We start from the raw sequence: 16,502 nt of genomic DNA, 5'->3' as shown, positions 1-16,502 counted from the left end.
AAACTTAACCCTTGCCCCCCCAAAAAAAAGGCCAGCATGTCTGAATTTATTGCACCGCCGTGTTCAGAACACATCACTATTTTGTATCAAGATGAGCATTTATTACTGATAAATAAGCCTAGCGGTTTACTGAGTTTATCGGGTAAGAACCCGCTTAATAAAGACTCTGTTCATTACCGTTTAGTGCAGGACTTTCCCAATGCGACATTAGTCCATCGACTCGATTTTGGTACCTCAGGGATCATGCTGGTGGCGTTAAATAAAACCATTAATGGCTTACTGACCAAACAATTTCAAAATAAAACTGTGAGTAAAACCTACAGTGCGATTTTGTTCGGCCATGTTTTTGGGCTGCAGCAACATGATAAAGAAATTGGCTATATTGATGCGCCAATTGCTAAAGATGTTGATAATTTTCCGTTTATGAAGATTTGCCATGAAAAGGGCAAACCATCACAGAGTCAATTTGAAGTGATAGAGCGGTTAGAGATAGAGTCAGTTCATTTACAAGAAGCGATACCAATAACTAAAGTGAAATTTGTGCCTATTACCGGTAGAACACATCAGTTACGGCTGCACAGTCACTATGTTAAGCATCCTATTTTGGGCTGTGATTTATATAAAAATGCCACTTCAGAGGCGCTTGCAGAAGAAGTCTTTGGCCCACGACTATTATTACATGCCCAAAGGCTGCGTTTTCAGCACCCAGTAACTCATGAAATGATTGATATGGTGTGTGAAGCACCGTTTTAGCATTCCAGTAAAATTCAGATATGAAAAAGCCAGCAGTTAAGCTGGCTTTGTTTACAAATTAAAACTGCTGAACAGGCTTTAAAGCACACCGCGTTTCATTTGATCACGCTCAATTGATTCAAATAGCGCTTTAAAGTTACCTTCACCAAAGCCTAGGTTGTTCTTACGCTGAATAATTTCAATGAAGATTGGCCCAAACAGGTTTTTAGTGAAAATTTGTAATAGGTAACCATCGTCATCACCATCAACTAAAATTTGGTGATGCTTGATGCGATCTCTATCTTCAGTGACTTGTGGTAGCTTGTCAAAAATAGTGTCGTAATACTCAGGAATAATATCCAGCGTTTTAATTGCGGTACCTTCCATTGCATCTAAAGAGCCAACAATATCACGGCTTCTAAAGGCTAAATGCTGAACCCCTGGGCCATTATATTCACCTAAATATTCATCAATTTGGTTCTTGTCATTGCCTTTACCTTCATTAATCGGAATACAGAAGCTGCCATCAGGTGAACGCAGGGCGTAAGATACAAGCGCAGTTTGTGAACCACTAATATCAAAATAACGCACTTCAGTGAAACCAAAAATATCTTTATAAAAGTTGGCCCATTTTTCCATGGTGCCTTTATAAACATTGTTGGTCAGGTGATCGACTTCCATAAAGCCTTTTTCTTCTACAATAATAGGTTCAGCTAAATCTTCAAAATCATTAGCATAAATATTATTGTCAGTGCCAAATACATCGATGAAGTAAATTAAGCTATCACCAATACCGTAAATAGCAGGGTAAGGCATATCTTTAGCCGTATCATCAGCCGGTTTTGCGCCGCGCGCTACAGCTTCAGTGTAAGCAAATTGTGCATCTTCAACACGCCAGCCCATAGAACAAATAGCGGGGCCATGAGACTTAGCAAATTCAGCTGAGAAGCCTTGCTTAGATTTGTTCAATAAGAAGTTGATATCGTTTTGTTGGTAGTAAACGATATCGCTATGTTTAGCTTGTTTAAGCATTGAAAAACCAAAGTCGACAAACACTTGATGCATAAAATCAGTATCAGGACTGGCAAATTCAGTAAATTCAATACCTAGTAGTCCAAGTGGGTTTGTTTCGCTAGCCATGGTGTTTTCCTTAATAATTATCTTTATTTTTCATCACTCTATGGTGATGTGTAATAGGGATGCTGTTGGTGATTAATCTTCAATCCAAGAGCGGTTGTAATCATCACTCATGCAGTTTTTGACATGGGTGGTTAAATTAAGTGGCGCAAAGGTATCAACCATTACGGCATATTCGTAAGTTTCGGTTTTGCCGATAGAGGCTTCGGTGCGCCCAGGTTGTGGCCCATGTGGCACGCCTTTTTGATGCAAGGTCATGTAACCTGCTTCAATACCTGTGCGGCTCATAAAGTCACCGTCAACGTAATACAGCACTTCGTCGCTATCGATGTTGTTGTGGTAATAAGGCGCTGGAATTGATTCTGGGTGGAAGTCATAGGGACGCGGTACAAAGTTACATATCACAAAATTGTTAGCCGTAAACACGATATGGTCAGAAGGTGGTAAATGAATTTTTCCTACTTTAGGTGCATATTCGGTGATATTAAATGCCCAAGGATAGACGCAGCCATCCCAGCCCACTAAATCAAATGGATGCCACTCTAAGGTGGTGAGTTGATACTTATCGCCAAACTTGCTGACTAAAGGAAACTCACCTTTTTCAACGGTAGCATCAGTAAGTTCAGGGGTGCGAATATCACGTTCACAATATGGCGCTGACTCCAGCATTTGCCCATAGTCATTTCTAAAATGTTTGGGTACTTCAACCATTGAGTTTGATTCAATAACGAATAAGCGTACATTACTGTAATCATTAAACTTGAGCTGGTAAGTCGTGCCTCTCGGAATGATTAAGTAATCCCATTGCTTAACTTGAAGTTGACCATATTCACTTAACAGCGTTCCTTCACCTTGGTGGACAAAGACCACTTCATCAGCATAGGCATTACGGTAAAACTCAGCCGTATCTTCAGTGACTTTGGCTGTGTACATGGCCACATCACTGTTATAAAAAATCTTGTTACGGGCACTGAAAAAGTTGCCGCTGCAATCAGCTTGGCGCGAATCGAGTTTGTAGTTTTGGATTAACGAGTCTTGCCACTCGTCGCCGTGCTCAAGAGCATAGGGAGCCACCGCTAATGCCTTAGTCGGCATATTATGGTGATATTTATTGGAGTAAATATTGGCAAAGCCGTGAGTAGAAAACAGTTCTTCACGGTAAAGCTCGCCAGAGTCTTTTTTAAAAGCGATATGGCGTTTAGAAGGTATTTGTCCTTGTTGAACATAAACCGGCATCGTAACTCCTCAACTCTTATTCGTTTGGTTGTCGTTATTGAGCTTCATTAATCTGCTTTGTTAATGTTTTTCTAGCGCAGCGTTAATAAACTATTTGTGATCTAGTTAACAATTTAGTTGCTAGGATGGACAAAAAAAAGAATAATAAACCACTTAACTTAATCTAATTTTTAGATGGTTAATAAAAGTTTACATAAGTGTCACGACTGCAGAACACTTAAAGGCAGAATAGGGACATGGAGGCTTAAATGAAAATCGATGTAGAAGCATTTAATGTGCTACAAGTACTTGTTGAAGAAGGAAGTTTTGCTAAAGCCTCTGAGCGGCTACACAAAGCGCAATCAGCAGTAAGTTATCAAGTAAAAAAACTCGAGCAACACCTAGGGGTGACTTTATTTAATCGGTCTCAATATCGGGCTGAATTAACCCCAGAAGGCAAAGTGATTTTGGCTGAAGGCCAACGGTTACTGCAACATTTAGCCAATATTGAACATTTAGCCAGTCGTTTTAGCGAAGGTTGGGAGCCAAAGCTTGAATTGGTGATTGACGGCGCGCTGCCAATGGAGCCTATCATGACAGCGTTAAAGCGCATGTCTGAGCATAATATTCCTACCAAGATACAACTTAACATGGAATTTTTAGGCGGCGTTCAACATCGTTTTGAGCGAGATAAAGCCGATTTAATGCTGGTTAAGGATTACCTTGCAGGGCCTTATTTTTCTGCCCAACAACTGCCACCAGTGACCAGTTTATTGGTTTGCTCATCGCAGCATCCTCTTGCTGAGTTATCCGGTGTTACCCTGACTGATCTGCAGCAACATGTAGAATTAACCATTGAAGACTCATCGCCGCAAAAACTACACCGAGACGAGTTACAGTTTGGCGGCGACAAAGTGTTTTACTTATCAGGCTTTATTATGAAGAAAAATGCCTTACTAAAAGGGCTAGGTTTTGGCTGGATGCCGGAGTTTCTTATTAATGATGAGCTTACGGGCAAGAATTTAGCCATAGTAGATTTTGTTGGTGGCCATAGATTTAGATTTACCCCGCAGTTAGTATCTACCCTAGAAAGGCCACTTGGGCGGGCGGGTCGATTATTTACTGAGTTAATTTCAGAAGAATTTGCAACTTTTAATCAATCAACTAATGATCAAAAAATTAGTCATTCGGCCATTGGTTAGTTATGGATTGCATAAGTATTATCGTTTTACTGTTAAGGATTTAAATGAAGTATTGGTTAATGAAATCGGAACCTGATGAGTTCAGCATTGACGATTTAGCAGCATGTTTACCACAGTCAGAACCCTGGCAAGGGATACGTAATTATCAGGCGAGAAACTTTTTACGGGATGAGGTAAAAACAGGAGATTTAGTGCTGTTTTACCATTCCAGCTGTAAAGTTCCCGCTGTTGTGGGTATTGCCGAGGTGACCTCAGATGCGGTGACTGATTTAAGCGCCTTTGATAATCAAAGCCCTTATTTTGATCCTAAATCAGATAAACAAAAACCGAGATGGGTTGCAGTAGATATTCGTTTTAATCAAAAGTTAACCCGCATTATTACCTTGGCGCAGTTAAAAGCTGATCCAAAACTTGCTGACATGGTATTGGTAAGTAAAGGCGCTAGGTTGAGTGTTCAGCCTGTGACAGAAGAAGAGTTCAACTATATCGTTGCCTTATAAATGCTTTATAAATGCTTTATAAATGCCTTAAACATAAAAAAGGAGTGCTAATAAATTAGCGCTCCTTTTTTAACATTCAATAGTAACAGCAATTAAAATTGGTTTAGATTAATAGCTTTCTTTTGCCACTATGGTTTGTCCAATCGGCGTGAGGCTCAATAAAGCCAGCTTCACATGTTGTATAGCAAACGGAATACCAATGATAGTGATAAAACAAGCTAGAGCATGGGTGAGGTGACCGATGGCCAACCAAATACCGAAAAATAAAAACCAGATTACATTACCTATCATCCCTAATGGACCGGTACCAAAGTCTTCTGTGCCTGATAGGTGTTTACGATTTACATTTTCTTGGCCGAATGGCCAAAATGCCATTTCACCAATGACGAAACAGGCTCGGCCAAAGGGGATACCGATAATACTAATAAAACATAAGAGCCCAGCTAGCCACCAAGCTAAGCCCATTATAAAGCCGCCCATGATGAACCAAGCGATATTAAAAACTAATCTTAATACTGACATCTAAAATCCCTTACTTGTTGTAATAACTTACTATTTTTAATCGTGCTTTGTACAGTTTGTTAGTCGAACTATGCACTATTGAAGCGAAATCTGTGCCACATTATATATATTTTTTATCTTGCTGAATTTAAACGATAATTCTATAAGGTATATTGTCTCTTAAACTCTCAGCATAAATAGGTTAGTTAAAAACAACATTTTTTAGTTAAAATAATAACTCTACTCATTGATGTTGAGATAAACATGTTTGCCACCACACCAGTACAAACCATTCGATTTGCAGAGCAGGCAATATTTGTAAAACGCGATGATTTACTCCACCCGGATTTCAGTGGTAACAAAGCGCGAAAATTTCAATATTTTCTCGAGCAAGATTTCCCTCTAGTAAAAAAACTGGTTGGCTATGGCTCAGCGCAAGCAAATTCGCTGCACTCTTTAGCTGCCTTAACCAAAATGCGCGGCTGGCAACTTGATTATTATGTTGACCATATAGCTGGCTATCTTAAGCAAAACCCCCAAGGAAACTATAAAGCGGCCTTAGACAACGGCGCCAACATCATTGAAAAGCCAGCGGGTATTGAGCTGAACCTAGAGACTTATGTACAACAAGATATTCAAGCGCCGTATGAATCGAACAAACAGCTTGTCGTTAAGAGTACGGTGTTTGTTCCCGAAGGCGGGCGTTGTGAATATGCTCAGCTAGGGCTTGATCAACTAGGGCGAGAGATTATTGAATGGCTTAAACAAAATAATATGAAAAAGTTAGAGCTATTTCTTCCTTCAGGTACAGGTACCACGGCACTTTACTTACAACGTTTTTTTGTCGAATTCAGTAAAACAGCCAGCAGATCAGACCTCTCGCTGCCCAGTGTAACGGTATTAACCTGCAGCTGTGTTGGCGGTGATGAATATCTCACTAAGCAGTTTTATCAATTAACCGATAATACTGACTATCATCCAAGGATCATCTCTAATGGTAAAAAGTATCATTTTGGTAAGTTGAACCGTCAGTGTTATGACATGTGGCAACACGTCAATAAGCAAGGTATTGAATTTGAATTGTTGTATGACCCAGTTGGTTTCATCATGCTGGAGCATTATCTAAATACTGCAAACCTAAGCGGCGATGACTTAAACAAAGGTGCTGCTGTTCCTGTGATGTATTTACATCAAGGGGGCTTGCTGGGTAATCCAAGCATGTTAGCGCGCTACAAAAGGAAATATCAACAGCAAGGATGATAGCGGGTTTATATCTAGGCTAGATAAGCATTCATTAGAGACAATATTGAAAATTGATTTGAATTATGACGTTGGAGAGTTGCTTAGAGAAGGATTTGAAAAGTGCTCTTGGGTGAGGGTAACTTCATGTTGCTCAGTTCTAATAAACGTCCGGTAAGGTGTGAGAGGAAATACCGAGAAGCGATGTCTATTGAGTAACTGAGCAAATGAATAACGCAAGCGTTAAAAGTCTTACTTGTTAGCCGTAAGTAACCATTTCATAAATGTTAACGCTTCAGTGCGCTTAGAAAAAGTTGTTTTAGTTTTACCTTGGCTATCGGTAAAAGCTATTGAGTTTTTATTTGATGATATTGAATTAACAGGGAAATTAACTGTAATTTCATGACCATTTATGTTGTATGACATGTGCCACACTCCTTTTTAATTTTCACCTTTTTGGTGAGTAAGTAATAACAATATTTATCCTTAAGCAGTTGTGTTGCGTAAGTTTAGATTTATGTGCTTAAGTTCACTGTGCTTATTACACTTACAAGTAGGCTGGTTTGATCAATTCTATTTTTAATCGCCAATTTACTTGCTGTAGTTAGTTGAACATAGGCATATGACAAACAAATGACAGAGAACAACTTAGCAAATGACTTGTAGTGTGGGTTTACTGCATGTAGTGAGTGACTAACAGAAGGGTAAACAAATAATTACAAGAAAACTTAAATACACAGAGGATATTAGTCATATATTTTTTATATAGCAATACATTTTTTACAATTCAGGACAATTAATGGATAAAAGGTGAACTTAATCGCCCTTTATCTGAATATTTATCCAACAAAAGCAGCAACACACTGTACTTTGTGGCGACTTATCCTCAGTTAGGGTAAATAATCTAGCTAAGTCGACGATAAGCATAACTGTTATAAAAACCGCAAAAAAAAGAGTGCTTTGTGTCATTAAAGCACTCTTTTATCTTTAAAATCAGAGTCAGTGTTAAGCCGTTGATTAATAAATCAGTTCGCCTATTGGGTTGAGTAGCTTACTGATCCCTTTAGTAAAATATAAAGGCGCATCAACAACGGTATAACATAAACACCCCTCAACTGTTTTAGGGCTGTGCTCATGGTCACTATTAAGTAACAAAAAGTCACCTGCGCTGTAGGTGTTGTATTCATCGCTGAATTCGCCTGCTAACAACAAGGTCAACTCTTGGCCTTTATGGGTGTGCTGTGGGATTTCGCCGTTTTTATCAATATGCAGTAAACTCGCTCTTGCTTGTTTCTCGCCGGTGTCGAGTCTTAACCGACTGACTTTACCTATACCTTGCCAATGGTTTTCTACTTGCTGGCGAAATGCAGCCGGTAAATTGTATTGCTGACCTTTGACCTTGACTGCGACCTTGGTTTGCTTTGGCGATACATCAACGGCATCATCCATTTGCATCATAGTGTTAAGCATGGCTTCAAGCTCTGCATCCATAGCTTCATTTATGCTTGAATCTAGTGATGCTGTGGGTTGCGCATTTAAGCTGTTTTCAGCAGCAACCAAAGTTAGTTGCTCAATTTTATCGGCGCAATGACGACACAGTTCACAATGGGCTGACACGGCCAATGATAGAGACAATGGCAGTTCTCCTTTGGCATGGAGAGAAAGTAATTGCTCATCGGGGTGATAATTAATCATAATGTTTCTCCATGAAGCCTTTTAACTTCTCTAATCCTAATCTGAGTCTTGATTTAACCGTGCCAATGGGCACTTTTAATTTATCTGCCAGTTCTTGCTGAGTGAGCTCTTGCATGTAAATGCCTTGCACCACCTGTTTTTGCAGCGGCGGTAGTGACTCAACGTGTTTAAGCAAGGTGGCAGACAATTTGAAGTCATTTTCAGTTTCATCGCTGCCATCAGAATCGAATAGAGACCAAATATCGTCACCAAACGCATCTTCACGGTTATGTTGCACTTTACGCAACATGTCAAAGCACTGATTACGCATGACTGTGAACACCCAAGTGCTTACTGCAGCTTTATCAACATTATAAAGATGGGCTTTAGTCCATACTCGGGTCATGGTTTCTTGAACTAAGTCCATGGCTAAGCCTTGTTGGCTCAAACGTTGGATCCCAAAAGAACGTATTTTGGGCGAAAAATGAGCAAACAGCTTAGCAAAAGCAGCTTTATCTCTATGATTTGCAACACGTAGCATTAAGCCTGCAAGCATCTGGGCTTCGTCATCATTGTTATCGGTTGATTTCATGGCAGTATCTATTGCTTTTGTATTTTTAGATAACATACCTTTATCATAACGACTTTGAACCGTTTGTGATTGAAAATTTTGCATTTATTTTCACTCGCATCGTCAGTGTTAAGAGAGCTTTAGTCACATATATTGCATTAATCTGTTTTATATAGCAGGTTAAAAGCTGACTAAATCCGAAAGTTACTTGTTGATACGCAAAAGGATGAAAGATGGTTCAAAAAAGGCTTAAAAATGTGCAACTTTTTTATCATTTATTACTAAGAGTTAAAAATTTGAGTGGTTTGCTTTGAGTTAAAGTCGCTAACCACCTGATTTTGAATGCGTTAAGATTACTTAATAATGCTGGTGATCAAGGCTTGGGTCATTTCGTGATTATGACTATTAATGCACTGGTACTTTTCCTCTGGGCTAATGGGCATTATCTCTAACCAGCGCTGACAGACCCATGACAAATTATTAAAGTCGTCATCTTTATAGTGAGATAATTGTTGTGGGTACTGCTGTAAAATCTCTTGTAAGGTTTTCTTTAAAAAATGTTGTTTGGGCTTTATATCTGTTTGCGGCCAATCGGGGATTAAACTGACATCACCTCTTTTTAAACCATCAGCTTCAGTATCGAACTGATTGATTTTAAACCGCTGTTTACCTTCGATACTAATACCTAATAGTCCATCGTCTAGCGTTTCAAAATCGATAATATGAACCCAAGTTCCTAAAGGCATGAGTTGGTTGTCACTGGTTAGCATGCATAAGCCAAAACCTTCACCTGATTTAAGTGATTCAGTCACTAAACGTTTATATCTTGGTTCAAAAATGCGCAATTGCGTGAAGCCTTGAGGTAACAAGCAAATGGATAATGGGAACAGAGGCAATTTCATAACAGCACCTTTATTACTAACTTAATGATGAATGTAGTATTCATGTTTTCAATAGTTTATACGGTGATATTGAGGGTAATGATCACTATTGTTTTACCCAAATTAATTGCTGAGTATCAATGCCTAATGCGGTCATTTTTTCTGTGAATCTGAGTTTATGCTCGGCAGAGATGTTAGGTGTGCGCGATAAAATCCACGCATAATCATTGTTTGGACCTATCACTAACGAACTTATATAGTTTCCGTTTTTATCTTCCATCAAATCATGGATTTGATAGGCACCATAAAACGGCCCAAAAAAAGAGACTTTTAAACGGCCAATATTGTCCGTTTCAATGAAGTAGGCTTTACCCTCTGCTTCACTCCAACGTGCTTTTTCGTCTGAATAACCTCGATTGATGACCACAACTTTATCGTCATCAACAGAATAGTTGGCTGTGACTTTTGAAAGGCCTCTTTCAAATGAATGGTCAAGTCTGGCGATTTCATACCAGCTACCGAGGTAATTGTTGAGTTTAAAGTTTTCAACCACAGTCACTTTTTTATCGAGCATAGTGCAAGCGCTTGTTCCGCTAACTAGCAAGGCACACAAGGCGATGCTTTTTATGTTGTTATAAACCTTGGTCGATGTCATTTGTTGTGATCCCTATAGTTTTATCTTGAGTTGAATTTGCACTAATTACTCATGTTACGTACGATGCTGCCGATAAGATCTATATTAAAATTTATTAGGTTAATATCTGTTCTAAATGATGTTTTACAGCCAATCTTATTTAGTCAATGTCGCTGTTGTATCCGCTAAAAATTTTTTAATGGCTAGTAGAACCAAGGTCGAGTTAACGAGAAATAATAATGAAAAAAATGCTGGATTCAGTCGATCAACGTACTAAATTAGTCGGTGAGAACCGTTTAGAGTTACTGTTGTTCAAAATTAGTGCCACCCAATTATTTGCTATTAACGTGTTCAAAGTCAAAGAGGTCGTTAAGCTTCCGCCTTTAAGCGCATTACCTGGCAGTAACCCAAACATTAGTGGTGTTGCCAACATTCGTGGTATGTCTATTCCAGTGATTAATTTGCGCGGTGCTATTGGCTTTAGCCCTATGCCAGTCTCAGATGACTGTAATTTGATTATTACTGAGTATAACCGCAGTGTGCAGGGCTTTTTAGTTGGCAAGGTAGAGCATATTGTCAATATGACCTGGGGCGATATTATGCCGCCGCCAAAGTCTGCTGGGGCTAATAACTATTTAACGGCTATCACTAAACTGCAAGATAATGATGTACAAAGATTGGTCTCTATTATTGATGTCGAAAAGGTGCTAGCTGAGATCATTGATTACGACATTACCTTATCAGAAGGCGTACTTGATCAACAATTAGTGGCGCACATGCCGGGCCGAAAAGTATTAATTGTTGATGACTCCGCCACGGCTAGAAAACAAGTACGCGACACCCTCAGTCAACTGGGGATTAAAATCATAGAGGCCTCTGATGGTTTGCAAGCATTGAATATGCTTAAAGGTTGGGCAGCAGAAGGTAAAAGCGTTGCCGATGAGTTATTGATGATGATTACCGATGCAGAAATGCCTGAAATGGACGGCTATAAACTCACAGCTGAAGTGCGCGCCGATGAGCGCATGGCGTCACTGTATATCACCCTTAATACCTCGTTAAGTGGCAGCTTTAATAATGCTATGGTTGAAAAAGTGGGCTGTGACAAGTTTATTTCTAAATTCCAGCCAGACTTATTGGTTGATGCGGTGCAGCAGCGCTTAAAGATGATCCTTGACTAAGTGTATCTTCAGAGCGATGCGGTTGTTAGCGCTCGCTCTGTTGTGGCTTACTGTTTTAGTCGCTCAAATTTAAGTAAACTCTTCTTGAACCTGTTCGATAAGCAGCTTTTGATGCTCTTTGGTAATGCCAATGTTCATTCGACATAACCTTACCGCATAAGAAAACTTGTCTTTGCCGACAATATTGAGTATTTCACATAACAGCGATTTGTTGAGCGCTAAGGTGTCACAATAGTGATTAATTGCCTTATTTAGGCTATTAAACTGTAAACCATCAAACTCAAATACCGCGCTATAACCTTGTTCAATATCAATGCCATTGAGCACCAAGGGCCAACCTTTTGCATTAATGCGGCCTTTGGCAATGTTGTACATCATCCATGCGCTTTCTTTAAAGCCAGATAATATTCGACAATCAAAACCTGACTCAGCCAACTCTTCTTCGGTCCAATTAATGCCAATGGCGAGATCTTTATGATAAATCTGCATTAAGTCATCTTTTACTGCGTCTCTGCAATCCCAAATAGAAGTCAGTAAATTCTTTTTAGCTAACCTTGCACACTCACTGCATGCTGGCAGTGTTAATGAAGGGTGCGGGGTTGATGCTTTAGCATAATAACTGAACACATCGTTACTAGGCTCGGCGCAAAACCAGCATTGATGGCGAAGATCGAAAGGGATATCAATTAGGGGAGGTAAATGATTCAAAACAGGCCTTTAAGTTATAACTGGCAAGTAAATTTTTCTTATAAAAAAGCTGCTTTAGTTCGTAACGAACTGCAGCAGCTTAATTTAGCCAAGAATGTAATTATTCGGCTTCAATATCAACTAGCTCTTTAGCTAATTCAATTGGATCTACTTCTAAACATTCTTCGTTTGCAACCCAATCAAGACCGATTAATACACCGTCTTCATTTAAATCGCCAACCCAAAATTCTAAAAAGTCATTCACACTGATCTCAACAGCGACATAGTCTGCCCACTCTTCAGTACAATGGCTTGCCGCCGCAGCTTGTGTTGACCATAAAGGCATCACATCAGTTTGTTCAAATTCAGAAGAGTCACAGACAACCCAACCTTCACCAGTCTCATCCGCTAAGCCCCAAAGGACTTGATGCTTTTTCACATTTTCAATAAAGCTTACAACTGCAGGGGTTAGTTCAATCATGATTAGTCTCTTAGAAATTTCAATTAACTGATGCATTATACGTTAACGCTAAACAATACAAAACACTATTAATCTTCTATCGCAAAATGAAATAAACAAATACAAATTATCACAGTTTTAGCGGGTTTTGATCTTGTTTCCTTTTGCTTGATAAGTCAGGATGTGGCTATTCATTGATTAGTCGAAGTATTCTTTTTATGGTGAGTTTCAAATTTCCGGCGTTACTAAAATCGGCTGTAGTGGTTTCTAGCTGCTTTGTTAGTCTTCAAGCAATTGCAGCGTCCGATGATTTTTCCCAGTGTGTGGATAAGCTTAAAGTTACAGCCCGCAGTGAAGGCTTATCCGAGCAAACGATAAATACTAGTGTCGCTAATCTAAAGTACATTCCTAGAGTGATTGAGCTTGATAATCAGCAGCCAGAGTTTAGCACCACCTTTGGTAATTACTTCAATAAGCGTGTGACTGATTGGCGTGTTAAAGAGGGGCGGCGTTTATTAGCCGAGCATCGAGAATTATTAAATAAGCTTACCCTTGAGTATGGGGTACCAGGCCAATATATCATTGCTTTTTGGGGGCTGGAAACCAACTTTGGTGGCTATAAGGGCAAAATGTCAGTGTTAAATTCGTTAGCGACATTAGCCTGCGATCCTCGTCGTAGTAGCTATTTTACCAATGAATTGATGCAAGCTTTAAAGCTTAAAGAAAAGTATCAATTTGATGATGCGACTATGGTGGGCTCTTGGGCTGGCGCGATGGGGCATACTCAATTTATGCCAACCAATTACGCTAAATATGCCGTTGATGGTGATGGTGACGGTAAAGTCGATTTGTGGAATAGCACTGCCGATGCCCTAACGTCTGCGGCAAACTTTTTGCAGCAACTGGGCTGGAAAGCGAATGAACGCTGGGGCAGAGAAGTATTATTGCCTGAAAATTATGATTACCAATACCTTGGCCGCAAGCACCCTAAACCGTTAACCGATTGGGCTGCATTAAACCTCAAGCAAGCCAATGGCACACCGTTGACGACTCCAGAGATGGAAGCCTCATTGTATGTCCCGTCTGGTCATACCGGGCCAGCATTCTTAGGTTACGATAACTTTGATGTCATTATGCGCTGGAATCGCTCTGAATTTTACGCCATTGCCGTGGGCCATTTAGCCGATAGGGTGAATGGTGCAGCGCCGCTGAGAGTAAGTGCGCCGGATCATGGTCTATTTAATCGCAGCGACATTAAGCTTATGCAAGCAAAATTAAATGAACTGGGTTTTGATGTTGGTAAGCCAGATGGTGTACTCGGGCGAAACTCGATTGCAGGAGTGCAGGCATTTCAGCGCAGTAAAAACTTGATTGCTGATGGCTTTCCCGATCAAAAAACCTTCGCCGCGTTAGGTATTAAGATCAGTTTATAATCCGTAGCTTCAATTAAAAAATAATGATTGCATCGCTGAGAGTTTATTCTCTGCCAGTTCGCAGGCTTAGTGCTTAAACTCAGTTCATAAGCTTAAAGAATAAGCTAAAAGCATAAGCTAAAAGCATAGCAATCGATTATCTCGGCTTTTACTGGCAGCTTAAACGGGTATTTGTTAAGCTGCGGAAACTATTGATATCGAAGTAAACTAAGGACATTCGATGAGCGCTCAAGACAATATGGTAGTTCGATTCAACTACACCCTTCGTGACGAACAAGGTGAAGTGATTGAAAGTAACGAAGGTGGTTCTCCAATCGCCTATTTACATGGCCATGACAACATGATGCCAGGTGTAGAAAATGCCATTGCTGGCAAAGATGCGGGTGAAAAGTTCACCGTTACATTACCAGCTGCTGAGACCTATGGTGAGCGTATGGAAGGTGCTGAGCAACGTGTTTCAGTAAAACACCTACAAGGCGCTAAAGTATGGAAAGTGGGCATGTCTGCTATTGTCAATACTGAAGAAGGCCAACGCCAAGTGACTATCGTTAAAATGGGTAAATTCATGGCGACCATCGATACTAACCACCCATTAGCCGGTCGTGAGTTAACCTTTGATATCGAAGTGGTTGATTTTCGTGATGCAACTGATGAAGAAATTGCCCACGGTCATTCACACGGTGAGGGTGGTCATCAGCACTAATTTATTGCTGCATTACCCCAAATGTAATCCCAAGTGTAGTTAATATACTTGGGATTTTTGTTTGAAATAAAAGAAGCATCCGAATGATAATTGAATTTTCCCAAGGTAAATTAGTGGTCACGCCATTTGAAATCCAGTGTCGATTAAATACCAATAACATCGTCTTGACCGCAATGGTCGATGACATGAAATGTCTTAGTGACAGTTTAATGTTAATCGCAGATGCTGGCGCTGTGCGCTGGAGTTTAAAATTGGATAATGCCCAGCAATTTTATGAAGCCATCGAAATAATGGGCATTGCAGCCGAATAATCTGATTCGGCTGCGACAAGCTTCACTACAGGAACACCTAGGCTAGTGAATCTCGGTTATGGGGACTGCTATAGTCAATCTCTGGGCCAACTGGCACGATTTGGGTTGGATTAATTTGTTGGTGGCTAAAGTAGTAATGCTGCTTGATGTGCTCAAAGTTTACCGTGTCAGCAATGCCAGGCTGTTGGTATAAGTCCCTGAGGTAACCAGAAAGGCAAGGGTAGGACTCAATGGTTCTAATATTGGTTTTAAAGTGGCCTACATAAACACAATCAAAGCGAATTAAAGTGGTAAATAAACGCCAATCTGCTTCAGTTATCACATCTCCCATTAAGTAGCGTTTTGTTGCTAAGCGTTGTTCTAATTGCGCTAAGCTGGCAAACAGTGGCGTTATTGCTGCTTCATATGCTTGTTGAGTAGTAGCAAAACCACTGCGATATACACCATTATTAATGTTGTCGTAAATCATGACATTCAGTTCATCAATATCTTGACGTAGTGCTGCTGGATAATAGTCGTCATGGTTAGCCGTAAGATGATTAAACGCCCGATTAAACATACGAATAATGTCAGATGATTCATTACTGACTATGGTATTAGTGTGTTTATCCCATAATACGGGCACAGTGACACGACCGTTATAATCAGCTTTGGCCATTTGGTAAATTTGATACAGGTAATCTTTATTAAACAAAGGATCGGTATTAGCGTCTTCAATGGCATTAGCAGCTGCCGACTGATTAGATCCTGCAAACTCCCAGCCGTTACTGAGCATGTGCGGCTCAACCACAGTGACATCAATCATTTGGGTTAACTGTTTAAGTTGTAGAAAAATTAAGGTTCTATGAGCCCAAGGACAAGCCAATGAAACGTATAAATGGTAACGTCCAGCTTCAGCTTTAAAGCCTGCATCACCACTTACTTCAGCACTGCCGTCTGGTGTGATCCAATGCCTAAATTGTGCATCTTCTCGGTGAAAATTGCCGCCATTTTCCTTCGTTGGGTACCATTGATCGACCCAGTGTCCATTTTGTAATAACCCCATCATTGCCACCTGATAATTTCAACTTCTATGACTGAGTTTAAGTGATAAATTTTAGCAAAAAAAGCGGATTAAATGGGCTATATCGTTCGATTAATTCGAAGCTGCTTGAGCCTAAATGTATTTACTGTTACTGAAAATATTGAATTGGAATAGCGAGTATTGGTTGCTTTAATTGCGGTGCTTTTAACAAAAAACTCACATCAATAGAAAAATATGGCTATATGGGTTCAAATATCAACCAGATACAATTTGTGTTGTTACAGCTTGAAATGTCTGACTTGTTTTGTTTTTTTTGTGCGAGTGTTTTGTTTTTGATTTTAATGTTTGCCAAGATGTATCTTGTTGTTGTGGCTGGGTAAATTGTGGTTTTTTGTAATCAAACTGACATGAGATTTA

At 39.8% G+C, this 16,502-nt stretch carries 19 protein-coding genes; 8 read left to right on the top strand and 11 right to left on the bottom strand.

The genetic code is table 11. The annotated features are described in order from the left end of the window. Positions 1-36 precede the first annotated feature (36 nt). Positions 37-753 carry an RluA family pseudouridine synthase gene (locus Q4533_RS07410; protein ID WP_303502524.1) on the top strand — a complete coding sequence of 239 codons (717 nt, stop codon included), beginning with the start codon at positions 37-39 and terminating at the stop codon, positions 751-753. A 78-nt stretch (positions 754-831) separates the two neighbouring features. Here Q4533_RS07410 and hppD read toward each other — a convergent pair whose 3' ends face one another. Continuing rightward, entirely contained in the window at positions 832-1,872 is a 1,041-nt protein-coding gene (hppD, locus tag Q4533_RS07405) for a 4-hydroxyphenylpyruvate dioxygenase (protein WP_102438245.1), read from the bottom strand. Between the two features lie 72 nt (positions 1,873-1,944). Next, the gene (locus Q4533_RS07400; protein ID WP_102476230.1) at positions 1,945-3,105 is read right to left on the bottom strand and encodes a homogentisate 1,2-dioxygenase; all 1,161 of its coding nucleotides are present in this window, start codon (positions 3,103-3,105) and stop codon (positions 1,945-1,947) included. Positions 3,106-3,353: 248 nt separating this feature from the next. Here Q4533_RS07400 and Q4533_RS07395 point away from each other — a divergent pair, with 248 nt between their 5' ends. After that, positions 3,354-4,286: a LysR family transcriptional regulator gene (locus Q4533_RS07395; protein ID WP_102476231.1), complete on the top strand. Its 933-nt coding sequence runs from the start codon at positions 3,354-3,356 to the stop codon at positions 4,284-4,286. 44 nt (positions 4,287-4,330) lie between these two features. Then, positions 4,331-4,786 (top strand): EVE domain-containing protein, encoded by a 456-nt coding sequence (locus Q4533_RS07390; protein WP_303445803.1) that lies wholly within the window; start codon positions 4,331-4,333, stop codon positions 4,784-4,786. 108 nt (positions 4,787-4,894) lie between these two features. Here the strand turns inward: Q4533_RS07390 and Q4533_RS07385 are convergent, their stop codons facing one another. Further along, complete coding sequence (locus Q4533_RS07385; RefSeq protein ID WP_076537536.1) at positions 4,895-5,308, bottom strand: YccF domain-containing protein; 414 nt, start codon at positions 5,306-5,308, stop codon at positions 4,895-4,897. 243 nt (positions 5,309-5,551) lie between these two features. Here Q4533_RS07385 and Q4533_RS07380 point away from each other — a divergent pair, with 243 nt between their 5' ends. After that, entirely contained in the window at positions 5,552-6,547 is a 996-nt protein-coding gene (locus Q4533_RS07380) for a 1-aminocyclopropane-1-carboxylate deaminase/D-cysteine desulfhydrase (RefSeq protein WP_303502523.1), read from the top strand. Between the two features lie 231 nt (positions 6,548-6,778). On the opposite strand, the gene Q4533_RS07375 is transcribed toward Q4533_RS07380, so the two are convergent. The 5 genes from Q4533_RS07375 to Q4533_RS07355 all read right to left on the bottom strand — a co-directional run bounded on the left by Q4533_RS07375 (position 6,779) and on the right by Q4533_RS07355 (position 10,307). Continuing rightward, complete coding sequence (locus tag Q4533_RS07375) at positions 6,779-6,952, bottom strand: hypothetical protein (protein ID WP_102438235.1); 174 nt, start codon at positions 6,950-6,952, stop codon at positions 6,779-6,781. A 591-nt stretch (positions 6,953-7,543) separates the two neighbouring features. Continuing rightward, a complete protein-coding gene (locus tag Q4533_RS07370; protein ID WP_102519673.1) occupies positions 7,544-8,221 on the bottom strand; it encodes a ChrR family anti-sigma-E factor in 678 nt (225 codons plus the stop codon). Then, positions 8,214-8,876, bottom strand: a complete 663-nt coding sequence (locus tag Q4533_RS07365) for a sigma-70 family RNA polymerase sigma factor (RefSeq protein WP_303502522.1) — start codon at positions 8,874-8,876, stop codon at positions 8,214-8,216. Before Q4533_RS07365 ends, Q4533_RS07370 begins: the two co-directional genes overlap by 8 nt. Before the next feature lie 248 nt (positions 8,877-9,124). After that, a complete protein-coding gene (locus Q4533_RS07360; RefSeq protein WP_102438229.1) occupies positions 9,125-9,673 on the bottom strand; it encodes an LON peptidase substrate-binding domain-containing protein in 549 nt (182 codons plus the stop codon). An 85-nt stretch (positions 9,674-9,758) separates the two neighbouring features. Next, a complete protein-coding gene (locus Q4533_RS07355; RefSeq protein WP_198590872.1) occupies positions 9,759-10,307 on the bottom strand; it encodes a lipocalin family protein in 549 nt (182 codons plus the stop codon). A 218-nt stretch (positions 10,308-10,525) separates the two neighbouring features. Here Q4533_RS07355 and Q4533_RS07350 point away from each other — a divergent pair, with 218 nt between their 5' ends. Next, positions 10,526-11,467, top strand: coding sequence for a chemotaxis protein CheV (locus Q4533_RS07350; protein WP_102438227.1), 942 nt, complete (start codon positions 10,526-10,528; stop codon positions 11,465-11,467). Between the two features lie 69 nt (positions 11,468-11,536). On the opposite strand, the gene Q4533_RS07345 is transcribed toward Q4533_RS07350, so the two are convergent. Together Q4533_RS07345 and Q4533_RS07340 are read right to left on the bottom strand one after the other, a co-directional pair. After that, positions 11,537-12,175 (bottom strand): hypothetical protein, encoded by a 639-nt coding sequence (locus tag Q4533_RS07345; RefSeq protein WP_102476236.1) that lies wholly within the window; start codon positions 12,173-12,175, stop codon positions 11,537-11,539. Between the two features lie 100 nt (positions 12,176-12,275). Then, positions 12,276-12,635 carry a DUF2750 domain-containing protein gene (locus Q4533_RS07340; protein WP_076537554.1) on the bottom strand — a complete coding sequence of 120 codons (360 nt, stop codon included), beginning with the start codon at positions 12,633-12,635 and terminating at the stop codon, positions 12,276-12,278. A gap of 197 nt (positions 12,636-12,832) precedes the next feature. Between Q4533_RS07340 and Q4533_RS07335 the strand changes: the two genes are divergently transcribed. The 3 genes from Q4533_RS07335 to Q4533_RS07325 all read left to right on the top strand — a co-directional run bounded on the left by Q4533_RS07335 (position 12,833) and on the right by Q4533_RS07325 (position 15,061). Further along, the gene (locus Q4533_RS07335; protein WP_102438224.1) at positions 12,833-14,047 is read left to right on the top strand and encodes a lytic murein transglycosylase; all 1,215 of its coding nucleotides are present in this window, start codon (positions 12,833-12,835) and stop codon (positions 14,045-14,047) included. A 220-nt stretch (positions 14,048-14,267) separates the two neighbouring features. Next, positions 14,268-14,750: a peptidylprolyl isomerase gene (locus Q4533_RS07330; protein ID WP_102476237.1), complete on the top strand. Its 483-nt coding sequence runs from the start codon at positions 14,268-14,270 to the stop codon at positions 14,748-14,750. 83 nt (positions 14,751-14,833) lie between these two features. Further along, complete coding sequence (locus tag Q4533_RS07325; protein WP_102438220.1) at positions 14,834-15,061, top strand: DUF3389 family protein; 228 nt, start codon at positions 14,834-14,836, stop codon at positions 15,059-15,061. 37 nt (positions 15,062-15,098) lie between these two features. Here the strand turns inward: Q4533_RS07325 and Q4533_RS07320 are convergent, their stop codons facing one another. Next, positions 15,099-16,106: a glutathione S-transferase family protein gene (locus Q4533_RS07320; RefSeq protein ID WP_303502543.1), complete on the bottom strand. Its 1,008-nt coding sequence runs from the start codon at positions 16,104-16,106 to the stop codon at positions 15,099-15,101. Positions 16,107-16,502: the final 396 nt, after the last annotated feature.

The sequence above is a fragment of the Shewanella sp. 6_MG-2023 genome, from assembly GCF_030547195.1.
In the GTDB taxonomy this organism is placed as follows: Bacteria; Pseudomonadota; Gammaproteobacteria; order Enterobacterales; family Shewanellaceae; genus Shewanella.
The sequence above is the reverse complement of the archived record's forward strand: the minus strand, read 5'-3'. Positions and strand labels throughout refer to the sequence as shown.